The 11966-nt window shown below is 65.3% G+C and carries 11 protein-coding genes and 1 tRNA gene; 1 reads left to right on the forward strand and 11 read right to left on the reverse strand.

Going from position 1 to position 11966, the window contains the following annotated elements; translation table 11 throughout:
• Positions 1–929: 929 nt before the first annotated feature.
• The 6 genes from AC1RUR_RS35700 to AC1RUR_RS35725 all read right to left on the reverse strand — a co-directional run bounded on the left by AC1RUR_RS35700 (position 930) and on the right by AC1RUR_RS35725 (position 8509).
• Complete coding sequence (locus AC1RUR_RS35700) at positions 930–1313, reverse strand: RidA family protein (protein WP_492852822.1); 384 nt, start codon at positions 1311–1313, stop codon at positions 930–932.
• A 14-nt stretch (positions 1314–1327) separates the two neighbouring features.
• Positions 1328–3658, reverse strand: coding sequence for an acetamidase/formamidase family protein (locus AC1RUR_RS35705; RefSeq protein ID WP_492852869.1), 2331 nt, complete (start codon positions 3656–3658; stop codon positions 1328–1330).
• Positions 3659–3792: 134 nt separating this feature from the next.
• Positions 3793–5034 carry an acetamidase/formamidase family protein gene (locus AC1RUR_RS35710; protein ID WP_492852823.1) on the reverse strand — a complete coding sequence of 414 codons (1242 nt, stop codon included), beginning with the start codon at positions 5032–5034 and terminating at the stop codon, positions 3793–3795.
• A gap of 43 nt (positions 5035–5077) precedes the next feature.
• Positions 5078–6700, reverse strand: coding sequence for an amino acid ABC transporter permease/ATP-binding protein (locus tag AC1RUR_RS35715; protein ID WP_492852824.1), 1623 nt, complete (start codon positions 6698–6700; stop codon positions 5078–5080).
• A gap of 195 nt (positions 6701–6895) precedes the next feature.
• Complete coding sequence (locus AC1RUR_RS35720; RefSeq protein WP_492852870.1) at positions 6896–7804, reverse strand: ABC transporter substrate-binding protein; 909 nt, start codon at positions 7802–7804, stop codon at positions 6896–6898.
• A gap of 441 nt (positions 7805–8245) precedes the next feature.
• A complete protein-coding gene (locus AC1RUR_RS35725; RefSeq protein WP_492852825.1) occupies positions 8246–8509 on the reverse strand; it encodes a hypothetical protein in 264 nt (87 codons plus the stop codon).
• Positions 8510–8779: 270 nt separating this feature from the next.
• Between AC1RUR_RS35725 and AC1RUR_RS35730 the strand changes: the two genes are divergently transcribed.
• Positions 8780–8974, forward strand: a complete 195-nt coding sequence (locus AC1RUR_RS35730; protein WP_492852826.1) for a hypothetical protein — start codon at positions 8780–8782, stop codon at positions 8972–8974.
• A gap of 80 nt (positions 8975–9054) precedes the next feature.
• Here the strand turns inward: AC1RUR_RS35730 and AC1RUR_RS35735 are convergent, their stop codons facing one another.
• From AC1RUR_RS35735 to AC1RUR_RS35755, 5 genes are all read right to left on the reverse strand, one after another.
• Complete coding sequence (locus AC1RUR_RS35735) at positions 9055–9201, reverse strand: hypothetical protein (RefSeq protein ID WP_492852827.1); 147 nt, start codon at positions 9199–9201, stop codon at positions 9055–9057.
• 201 nt (positions 9202–9402) lie between these two features.
• Positions 9403–9476, reverse strand: a tRNA-Cys gene (locus AC1RUR_RS35740).
• A gap of 56 nt (positions 9477–9532) precedes the next feature.
• Entirely contained in the window at positions 9533–10285 is a 753-nt protein-coding gene (locus tag AC1RUR_RS35745) for an ABC transporter ATP-binding protein (RefSeq protein WP_492852828.1), read from the reverse strand.
• A 7-nt stretch (positions 10286–10292) separates the two neighbouring features.
• A complete protein-coding gene (locus AC1RUR_RS35750) occupies positions 10293–11117 on the reverse strand; it encodes an ABC transporter permease (protein WP_492852829.1) in 825 nt (274 codons plus the stop codon).
• Positions 11118–11201: 84 nt separating this feature from the next.
• On the reverse strand, positions 11202–11936 hold the full coding sequence (locus AC1RUR_RS35755) for a tRNA-uridine aminocarboxypropyltransferase (protein ID WP_492852871.1): 735 nt from the start codon (positions 11934–11936) through the stop codon (positions 11202–11204).
• Between the last annotated feature and the right edge of the window lie 30 nt (positions 11937–11966).

Here is an 11966-nt window from a genome sequence, read left to right on the forward strand (position 1 = left end):
CGGTCTACCATTCTCTCGCAGGGCCTCTCGAGGGCGACCTGTCCGCACACGGTTCTCCATCGCAACCTCCTTCGCTGAGTGTTGCGACGAGTGATTGAATCCGCCCTGGATCGCCCGATCAAGTCGGGCGATGACAGAACTTGTAGGATGGGTAGAGCGAAGCGAAACCCATCGCGCGTCCTCCTCGAGGCAACATGATGGGTTTCGCTTCGCTCTACCCATCCTGCGCGGTTTCGCAGACACGCCTTTGCATCCTCGCGGCTTATCTCGCCCGAGCTTTGCTTCGTCGCCTCACCCTCTTTGTCGGAGGGCGCAGGGAAGACCGGGTGCCGGCCGGGCACCCACGGTCCACTGTGCGAAGGTTGCGCTACAAGAGGCTGCACAGCGGCATACAGGTGAAGCCCAACACACGGCCTTCCCTGCGCAGTGGTTTGACGGCTTATGCCGTGCTCTCCCCGGGGAGCGTTGCACTATTGCCCCCGTCGCCTTGCGGATGACTGATGCGCGTGCCCGGTCGGGCCGCCACATCACCACAAGACTTGGCGCACAGACCCCGGGCGCCAGGACGACACGGTTTTGCCGTACGCAGATCACACCGGTCGTGTGCGCGACGGTTTTCGCTCACGGCTGCCCGCCCTGCGAACCTGTCGCGCCGATGTGACTTGCGTCCACCGCAGCTCACCCCACGTTCGTGACGATCGCGATACGCCCCTCTGACAGGGGATGAGATGGCGCATGATTACGCCAAAGCCGAATTTCGGTAAAGTGGAATATTTTCACGCGAGTGGGTTGACCCGCTGTTTGTGTGTTTTGCCCGTCGGGCAACGCAAGGTCTTGTCGCCCGGAGGAAGCGAAGCGCAATCCGGGCCGCTGTGTCCGCGGGACGAATCCCGGATTGCGCTTCGCGCCATCCGGGCTACGGCATTGCCTCACGGCCGCCGGCACACCAGGTCGATCTCGATCAGCGCGTCGTAGGCAAGCCCGGTGACGCCGACGCAGGTACGGGCTGGCAGACGGTCCGGCGGAAAGAAGCTGCGATAGGTCTCGTTCATCACGGCATAGTCTTCCTTGAAGCGCGTGAGATAGATCCGCGTCATCACGACGTGCTCGAGGCCGAGATCGAGACCGGCGAGCACCACCTTCAAATTCTCCATCACCGCGCGGGTCTGCGCCACGATGCCGTCGGGCAGCACGCCCGGCGTCGCCGGCGTATCCGGCATCTGGCCGGTAACAAAGACGAAGCCATCGGTCTCGACCGCGTGGCTGAAGGGCGCGACCGGCTTCGGTCCGCCGGCGATCATGTGGAATTTCACCTGGGGAGTCCTTGTTAAGTCGCGTCCTGAAACAGGCGCTTGCTGAGGATGGCATGCACGCCCCAATTGCCGTCGACGACCTGGGTGACGCCGAAATCGACGGCGGCCGACATCAGTGCGATCGCCTCGTCCTCGCTGAGGCCTTTGACGTTCATCAGGAAGCGCCGCATCTTGCGGAAGGCGTCTTTCATGGCGAGATCGAGCGACGACTTGGCGTAGACCTCGCTCTGGCCCTGCGCGCCGAACTCGGCGAGGTAGTTGGGATGGCTGAAGCCGGTCAGCACCCAGTCGGTTTCGGTTTCGATCAGGGGGTAAGAGAGATCGGCGAAGGGCCGGCCGGCGAGATCGGCCTTCTTGTGCAGGATCACTTCGAACGTGCCTGTCATCGAGCATTCGATCGCGGTGCCGCTGAGCTCGCCGTCGCCTTGTGTCGCGTGGGAATCGCCAACCGACAGCAGCGCGCCGGGAACGGAGACCGGAAGATAGACGGCCGCCCCCTTCCCCAACCGCCAATTGTCGAGATTACCGCCGAAATAGGACGGCGGCACGGAGTCGACGAAATCGACCTCGCGCGGCGCCACCGCGATCACGCCGAAATGCGGCCGCAGCGGAATGCGGATACCGTCGAGCACGGCGTGGCGGCGCTTCATTGTGGCAGGCGCGACGGGAACGCCGGGATAGTCGTAGGTGGTGTGCACGACGCCGAAGGGATCGGTCTGCGGCTCCCACCGATAGGAATAGAGCGCCCGGGCGTGCGGCTCCTCGGGATCGTCAACAATTTCGTAGATGGTGACGATCTCGCGCGGCTTGGGACCGCCGAGAAACTCGTTGTAGTGATAGCCCCACCAGGCCGCGACCGAGGAGCCGAACACGCGACCTGCATGGTTCGGATTGCGGCTTGCGCGCGGCACGATGTCGAGGATGCGCACTTCCAGAACGTCGCCGGGCTGGGCGTCCTTCACCGCGACGGGCCCGGTGCAGATGTGGACGCCAAACCCTTCGCCGGCGCCGCGGCCGAACACGCTGGCGTCCATGGGACCTGCGCCGCGCCGATCGACGTTCTTTCTATCGCGCGTCCAGCCGAACACGCTTTCGGCGCCGGCATCGCCAGCGATCATCAGGTCCGGCGCGTCGGAGGCGTGCTGGGTCAATGTTTCGATGGTGATGGTGTCGCCCGAGGCGATCTCGATCTGCGGCTGTAACGAGCGGCTGAAATAGCCCCAATGGACGCGGCTGGCCTCGACCGGGAGATGGTGGTGCCTGCGCTCCGTGGTCGTGCGCTCCTCGGCGGCGGCACAAACGGCGCTGCCGCGTGCTTCCACGCTCGGATGCACCCGGAGCTGCGCCAGCGCCTCCTGCGGCCAGCCGCGCTGGCCGGCCACGCCATGCTGCGAGGTTGCCCGCTCCGCCTCCTGCTGGCGGAATTCGCGCGGCGGCAAGCCGAAGCGATGACGGAAGGCGCGGCTGAAATGCGCGGAATCGCCAAAGCCGTAGGCATAGGCGATCTCCGAGATCGAGCGATGCGCCTCGGCCGGGTTGGACAGATCGGCCCAGGCGCGCTGGAGCCGGCGTTCGCGAACGTAGTGGGTGAAATTATCACCGACCGTCTCGAACAGCTTTTGCAGATAGCGCTCGGAAATTCCTTCCGCCTGCGCGACCCGCGCCGGCACCAGCTCGGGATCGTCGAGGCGGCGCTCGATGGTCTGGCAGATCCGGTGCAAGAGCGCTGCCTGCGTCGCGCTCGATCCGGCATCGGACGTCGAGGCCGCCAGTTGATGGGCGAGCGTGAGAAGCAGATCGACGAGAGACTGCGCGACCGCATTCCATTCGGCATCGCTCAAGCTGTCGAGCGTGCGCGCGGTGGCATCGAGCAGCCGTGAGAAGACGTCGGCAAATCCGCTGGGCGGAACGACCCGGGGCTCGCCGAGCCGTGGCTTGCCCGAGAGGCGTCCGTGCAGCGCCTCCGCGGTGACCGACAGCACGATGGCGCGCATGTCGCGCTGGAACACGATGCTCCAGTCGCCGCTCCGCGGCAGCAGCACGAGATGACCGACCGGAACGATGCGGTGGCCGCCGGCGCTCTTCAGCACCATGCCGTCCTCGACCGGCATCAGCGCGATCGGAAGGTCTTCGATCGCTTGAGAAAGAGGACCGACGCTCTGCGCGCCCGCGGCCATGCGCGTCAGCGCGACGCCCGCGGCCTGGCGATGTGACGCCGTCGCGTGCCCGTCAAGGAAGGAATGGCCGGTCGCCGGTTGCAGGCCGACCGCAGCCAGCACGTCCCGCCAGGCTTCGGGGCGGTCATCTTGCGCGTAGGACTCGCTCGTGAACGGCCGGAAGCTCATCGGATCAACCCAGATTGCAGTTGATCGAAGCAACCTCTGTGCCAGACGCACGCGCTCCTCCGTCGCAGCGACGGGCCGCAAATGAGGTTCGTTGGTCACCGTCTCATCCCAAAAACGGACCGACGTTCAAAGCCTTAGTCGCACCGAAACATGTTCTTGCGGATCGTGCCGTGGACCCCCCAATTGGCATCAACCACCTGGGTGACGCCGAAATCGGCGCCGACCGACAGCAGCGAGATCGCCTCGTCCTCGCTGAGGCCATGCACGGTCATCAGGAACCGCCGGAGTTTTCTGAACGCGTCGCGCATCGCACGGTCGAGACTGCTGTGATTGGCAATCTCGGTTTGCGCATCGGTGCCGAGCGCGGCGAGATAGTTCGGATAGGTGAAGCCGTAGAACGACCAGGCGTGATCGGTCTCCAGCATGGGATGGTCGAGGCCTTCGAGATGGGTGCCGGCCAGATCGGCCTTCTTGTGCAGGATGAACTCGAAATCACCGGTCAGCGAGGTCTCGATCGCGGTGCCGCCGAGTTCGCTGTCGCCTTGCGCGGCGTGGGGATCGCCGACCGAGAAATAGGCGCCCGATACCGCGACCGGGTAGAACATCCGTGCGCCCTTGCCGATGCGCCAGTCGTCGATGTTGCCGCCGGTGTAGCTCGGCGGAATCGAGCTGACGAAATCGGCTTCCGACGGCGCAAGGCCCATGGTGCCGAAATGCAGCCGCGCCGGCACCTTCACGCTGGAGAGGATGTTCTCGCGCTTCTTGATGGTGGCATGATCGACGCGCACGCCAGGATAATCGATCATTGAATGCACGATGCCGTCGGGGTCGGTCTGCGGCGTCCAGACATAGTTGTAGACCGCCTTCGCATAGGGCTCGCCCGAGGTGTCGAGCTCGAAGATGGTGACGACCTCGCGCGGCTTCGGCTCCTCGATCAGGTCGTGATAGTGAAAGCCCCAATTGGCGGCGACGTTGGAGCCGAAGCAGCGGCCGGCATGGCAGGCGCTGCAGCTCGGCCGCGGCCGGACGTCGAGAATGCGCACTTCGAGGATGTCACCGGGCTCGGCGCCTTCGATCGCGACGGGCCCGGTGAGCAGATGCACGCCGATCCCCTCGCCTGCGCCACGGACGAACGGACCTTCGACGGGCCCTGAGCCGCGGCGCGCCACCGCCTTGTGCTCGCGCGTCCACTGGAACACGCTCTCGGCGCCGGGGTCGCCCGCGATCATGCGCTCGTAATCGTCGTTGGCGTGATGAGTCAGCGTCTCGATGGTGGCGCGGTCGCCCGAGCGCAGCGTCAGGGCCGGGGCGACCACCTTGGAGAAATAGCCCCAGTGGACGGTTTTGGGCGAAACCGGCAGCGTGAAATGCTTCATGAGGTGGCCTCTTCGGGAGTCTTGAACCTGATGGAGGCAGCGTTCATCGCACCGCCTCCGGAGTCTTGTCGGCTTCCATCACGCGGAGGAAGCGCGCCGTCAGCGGATTGCGCGGGTTGGTGAGGACCTCGTGCGCCGGCCCCTCCTCGATGATCGCGCCGCCGCTCAGGAACGCGACGCGGTCGGCGACCTCGTCGGCGAAGCGGATCTGGTGCGTCGAGATGATCATGGTGAGGCCGTCGTCGATGGCGAGGCGCCGGATCACCTCCAGCACCTCGTTGACGAGTTCAGGATCGAGCGCCGAGGTCGGCTCGTCCAACAGCAGCACGCTGGGGTTCGGCGCCAGCGCGCGGGCGATGGCGACGCGCTGCTGCTGGCCGCCGGAGAGATGCCGCGGCAATGCATCGGCGCGATGCGACAGCCCGACCCGATCGAGCAGCTCGGTGGCGCGGCGGTCGGCATCGATACGCGTCATGCCGTGAACCCAGCGCAGCGGGCCGGCGATGTTCTCCTTGGCCGAGAGATGGGCGAACAGGTTGAACTGCTGGAACACCATGCCGACGCCGACGCTGGCCCGTTCATTGGCGAGGTCGCGGGGCGACAGCGGCTTGCCGTTCTCGCCGAAGCCGAGGCGCCGGCCGCCGACGCGCACGGTGCCGGAATCCCAGTTTTCGAGATGGTTGATGCAGCGAAGCAGTGTGCTCTTGCCGGAGCCGCTGGGGCCGAGCAGCGCCACCACCTCGCCGACGCGAACGGTGAGGTCGAGGCCGCCGAGCACCTTCTGCGCGCCGTAACTCTTGACGAGATCCTTGGCCTCGACGGCGATGTTGTTGCGCGCGATGGTCGCGGCGCGGCGGGTGCGCTCCTCGCGGGTCAAGGCGAGCGGCGGGGTGTCCGTGAGCTCGGCCTGCGCGGGCTCCGGGACATCGACCGACGCCGCGGCGAGTTCGAGTTTCGTGGTGAGGTCGACGCGACGCCAGGGCAGATAATCGGCGAGCTTACGCTCGCGGCCCTTGGCACGATCGAGATCGAGCAGCCATTCGACGAAAAGCTGGATGACGCTGATGGCAAAGGTCAGCACGAGGTACAGCAGGCCCGAGGCGAAGAAGATCGAGAAGAAGTCGAAGGTCGAGGACGCCAGCTGGGTCGAGCGCAGCGTCAGCTCCTGGACCGCGACGACGGAGGCGAGCGAGGAATTCTTCAGCGCGCTGACCGCCTCGTTGCCGAAGGCCGGGATCATGGTGCGGATCGCCTGCGGCGCGATCACCCGCCACATCAGGATCCGCGGCGTCATGCCGAGCGCTTGCCCCGCCGTGACCTGCCCGCGATCGACCCCGAGCACGCCGGCCCGCAGCATCTCGGCGATGAACGGCGCCTCGTTGCAGGCGAGCGCGAGACCGGCCGCCAGCACCGCCGGCAGCTTGATGCCGATATGCGGCAGCGCGTCGTAGGCGAACACCATCTGCAGGATCAGCGGCGTGCCGCGGAAGATCACGGTGTAGGCCCTGGCGATCGCCGCCAGCGGCCAGAAGCGGGACAGCTGCATGCCCGCGAGGATCAATCCGAGGATCAATCCGCCGCCGAGCCCGAGGGCGGTCACCTCGAGGGTGAGCTCGATGCCCTCGAGCAGATACGGCATGCTGAGATAGTGCAGGAACAGCGACATCAGTCAGCCGTCATCAGTGCGGGATGAAGTTGGCAGAAGGCGAGTGAGCCGGGTTCGGTCCACCTCGCCCATAGGGACAGGTGGACCGCATCGTCGGATGCGAGCCGGGTGAGGGATTACGCTGCACCGAGTTTGCCGCGCCCCCTCACCCGGCGCTTCGCGCCGACCTCTCCCCGTCGGGGAGAGGTAACCGCCCTAGTCGGCCGTCAGGATGTCCGGCTCCTTGAAGTTGTTCACGTCGAGCCCATGCTTCTTCAGAAGCTCCATATGCGTACCGGCCTTCTGCACCTCGATCAGGGCGGCGAGCACGGCGTCGCGGAATTTCGGCTTGTCCTTGGGCACGGCGATGCCGACCGAATACGGGATCGTCACCGCGATCGCCTTCTCCAGCTTGTCCGGATAGGCCTTCACCGCGCTGTCGACGGTGTTGACGTCGTTGACATAGGTGTCGGCACGGCCGGCGAGGATCGCCTGGATGCAGTTGGCGTTGTTGTCGTAGAGCTGAACGGTCGGCTCGGGCTTGCCGGCCTTCTTGCACTCGGGCATCAGGGCCTGGATCAGGGGCACCTCGACATAGCCGGTGTTTTCGGCGGCCGCAGCACCGCACATCGACATGTTGATGCCGTTGATGCCCTTCGGATTGCCTTTGGCGACCAGCACGCCGTCGAACACCTTCGAATAGGTGATGAAGTCGGCAGCCTTGGCGCGCTCCTTGGTGGCGTAGATGTCGGAGATGACGATGTCGGCCTGGCCGGCGGCGAGCGTGGTGAGGAGCGCGGCGAACGTCACGGGCTTGTAGGTCAGCTTGAAGCCGAGGCATTCGCCGATGGCTTCGCCGAGATCGATGTCGAAGCCGATATATTTGCTGGGGTCCTTCGGATCGATCGTCTCGTAGCCCGGTGTGTGCGGATTGATGGCGTTGACGAGCGTCTTGCCCTTCCAGTCCGGATATTTCTCCTGGAGCGCGGCGCAGGCGGCGGGTGCTGCGGCCTGCGCGCTCAACGGTGCGACTGCGAGAACACAGAAAGCGATGGCCGCGCCGAGCGCGACCTTGCGCCATGGCAACGATGCGCGTGCGATCCCCTGCCGCACGTTCCGGCCCATTTGGGGCAATACCCGTCTTTCCATCTCCAGCTCCTTCGAATTGTCATGGCACTGGCCATGTTCCAGATCTCGGAAGCGAGCCTAGGTGGAGTGCACCGGGGAAAGCTTGTCCGCGGGCGTACAAAAAATTGGATGAAGGGGGCCCGTGATTTGGGCAAGCAGCTGCACAAAAACTGTTCGAAAGCAGCAAGCACCAGGTACGGGATTCCGAATTCGGGGCAATCAAATAGTCTCGAACGGCGCAATAATCTGCGCGATCAAGCAATCATTCAGTTGGATCATTGACGGAGATATGACGATCGAAGGGCGCATCTGCGGACGACATCCGAAGCAATTCACCGCCCTCCACATCTTGTCCGCAGCATATTCACAGGGCGACTATGCCGGATTCGCGAGCCCGAGCGAGCCACTTGCTGCGCACAAACTCACAGATCCGCTATGTCAGCCGCCGGCCTGATCGAACAGGGTGCGGCAAGCCTCGCTCAAGCTTGACCGGTTACGGCGCAGGCAGGCGGTGATGGCGCGGACGTTGGGGATGTCGCCGGCGCAGAGCCGGTAGACATCGGGGCTGCAGGCCCGCCGTTGCTCGGGCGTTCCCTGCTGCGCATGGGCGGCGGAGGCAAACAGCGTCAGGAACAGCCCGACCGTCGAGGCGCGGCGCGCCCGGCTCTTCACACCCGCAAATCGCAAGAATCTCGCCTTCATGACCGCTCTCCCGTTCTGCCCTGCCCGTCCCAGCCTTCATTGGCCGGTATGCGAAGGGGTAGGAGAAATAAACCGCCGAGAATGTGATCTCCTTCACACTGGCGGTCGGCCCGAGGCCCCTAGGGTTCCCACGGGGATTTTTGGGGATTTTTTCAGGAATCGCTAACCAATCGGGCCCTGATCGCCGGATCGTTAAAATGCGAACGATCGGCTCAATCGGGTAACAAATCGGCTCTGCGACATTGCGCCATCCGCGTTCCGGAGGGTGTGATGAGCGAAGCCGAATTCAACTTGCTGCTGGATGCCGTCCAGGACGCCATGGTCCTCGAGGATTTGGCGTTCGCGCCGGAGGAGGAATTCGTGCCCCGTTCGTGGATGTTCGACGCAAGGCCCAAGGCTGCCAATGACAACGAAGGCGCCTGGCCCCTCCTGCCATTTCCCGACGGCTGGTACGCGGCCTGCTGAGCCACCTTCACCGTGAACGGATGCGCCCGCCCCATGGGCGGTTCGGTATCGCCATGCGCCGGGCCGCGGCGCAGCCACGATCAGTTCTTGACGCGCTCCTCGCCGTCCTGCGGCACCCGATCGGGTGCGGCCGACGGAAAGATGCTGTCATAGATCGCGCGCGCCTCAGCGATGAGGCGAGCCCGCTCCAGTTCGGATTTCGGGACGAATCGGACGACGTCGCTCACGTGCTTTCCAGCTCCAGGGGTTCGTGACGCATCACTTCGCAGATGCGAAGTCTATGCCATCGGGCCTGAATCGCTGGTTTCCGCCTAGCCCCGGGCAAACCCGGTGGCAGCGTCCCGCCCTCAAGGCGGCAGGTCGCCCGCGCAGCATCCGCGGAACCCGTGCCGAAATCAATTTTTAGCTGAAATATCAGAGTCTTGTGATGGAGGCCACGACCAGAATTGAACTGGTGTACACGGTTTTGCAGACCGTTGCGTAACCACTCCGCCACGTGGCCCCGTAAGGGCGGACCAATATAGGGGATCAATGGCTTAGGCAACCCCGAGCGCGGGGCTACGCCTTCGCACCGCCGAGATATCGGCCGAGAATTTCCTCGGTCGTGCCGGCCGCCGTGATCCGCCCCTCCTCGAGCAGGATCGCGCGGTTGCAGGTGCTCTTGATCAGATCGACGTCGTGCGAGGCCAGCACCAGGATGCCGGCGCGGGCCACGATCTCGTCGAGCCGCTGCCGCGCCTTCTTGCGGAATTGCTGGTCGCCGACGCCGATCCATTCGTCGAGCAGCACGATCTCGCCCTCGACCGCGGTCGCGACCGCAAAGATCAGCCGCAGCATCATGCCGCTGGAATAGGTGCGCAGCGGCAGGTCGAGCCGGTCGCCGAGCTCGGTGAACTCGGCGATCTCCGCGCGGCGGGCATCGATCTCGGCGCGCCGCGCCCCGATTACCAGCCCGCGCCGTATGATGTTCTCGTAGCCGGTGGCCTCCTCGTCGAAGCCGGCCGACAGGTCGAACAGCGACAGGCAGCGGCCGAGCACGTCCACGCCGCCCGCAGTCGGATGATAGATGCCGGCGAAAACCCGCAGCAGCGTCGTCTTGCCGGCGCCGTTGGCGCCGATGATGGCGAGGCGGTCGCCGGGGCGGACGTCGAGGCTGACGTCGTTCAACGCGGTGACGATGTGCGGCACCGCTGCCCTCCGGCGCAGCGTCACGGCGCTGACGAAGCGGCTGCGCAGTGAACGGTCGCGAAACGACAGCACCGGAAAGGTGACCGAGACGTTGCGAAGCACGATGTGGGCGGCAAGGCTCATGGGCTGCTCACAGCCAATATGCCACGCGGTGGCGGTATCGTGCGTAGCAGCCGAGGCCGACGACGGCCACGACGCCGGCATAGACCGCTCCGAGCAGCCAATGCTCGACGTCGGTCGGCTGCGACAGCAGCGGCCTGCGCACGAGATCGAGCAGCGTCGCGAACGGATTGGCGCGGATCAGCCAATGGAACGCAGTGCCGCGCACGGAGTCCTCGGTCCAGATGATCGGCGTCAGGAAGAAGACGAATTGCAGTCCGCTGACGATCGCAGACCCGATGTCGCGAAAGCGCGCGCAGAGCATACCGAGCGCGACCGAGCCGCCGAGGAGAGCGACGAGCAGGATCGCAAAGCCGGGCACCGCGAGCAGCATGCTCCAGTGCAGCGGCCACGGCATCACGACGTAGAGCAGGACCACGATCACCAGATGATGCGCGAAGATGAGCACGTTGCGCGCGATCATCTGGAGCACATGCACGATCAGCGGCGCAGGCACCGCCTTGATCAGGTGGCCGGAGGCCACGAAGATGTTGGAGCCCTCCTGGAGCGTCGTGGCGATCAGGGTCCAGACGATCAGACCGACGGCAAAGGGCGGCAGGAAGGCGGCGATGTCCTGCCGAAACAGGGCTGCATAGACCGTGCCGACGCTCGCGATCGTCGCAGCCAATGTCAGCGTGATCCAGAGCGGGCCGATCACGGTGCGCCGGTAGCGCAGCGAAATGTCCATCAGCGCGAGCGTGCCCCACCGGTCGAGCCGCGTCGCCTGCGTCAGGATCTCCTTCGTCGCGAGTTGAATACGCCTGCCCCTTCTGCTTCCGGTATTCCGATGCCGCAACAGAATAGCAGGCTTATCGGCCGATCGTCTCTATCCGCCCGCCTGCCGCGGAGCAATCAACCGTATGGACGAAGACGGCCGAAGTCAGGCGCGTTTGCCGCGCCGGAAATCGCGCCGGCGGCCCTTTGGGGCGGGTTTCGGCGCCAGTTCAGGCATCCCGGCCTGGACCTCGCGGTAGCGTGTTAACATCCGTTCAAAGCTGGCATGCAAGGTTTCGGCGATGTCGGGGCGCCGTTCGAGACCGGCGAGGATTGTTGCGGCCGCCTCGATGGTCGACAGCCCGTCCTTGCGCGGCTCCTTGCGCAGGCGCCCATAGCGCGAGGGGTGGGCAGGATTGAGGATCACGCGCTGGCACTTGAGCATCCAGGGATTGCGCCACCACAACGCCTTGGCCTGGCTCCATGTGCCGTCGAGCAGCACCACGCCTTCGAGCTTGCCGAGGATCGAACGCTGGTGCTCCGCGACCTCGCCCTTGCGGGTCAGCGCCACGATCTCGCCTTCGGCTTCGAGATCGGCTGCGCGTGCCGAGCCGAGATAGAGCACGGCCCAGTGCGAGGCGTTCTCGACCGGCTGGCCCAGCGCCTTGGACAGGCTCGGCCAGGACAGGCCGACACGCACCACGGCCTTGGGGAAGTGCTTCGCCGTCAGCCGCGCGGTGCCGAGCGCCCTGTCCTGCTCCTGCGGATGCTGGAGGATCAGGAGACCGAGGCGGTTCTCAATGGGTGTGACGCTGTCGCAGATGCACAGCGGCATCGGCTTCTGGCAGTGCGGGCATTCGGGAATGGGATCGGCCGGCGCGGCGGTGGTGGGGTTCGACATGGTCGCCGCTATACGCTTCATGCGGCGCTT

The organism is Bradyrhizobium sp. GW821-FHT12B03 (assembly GCF_058807535.1).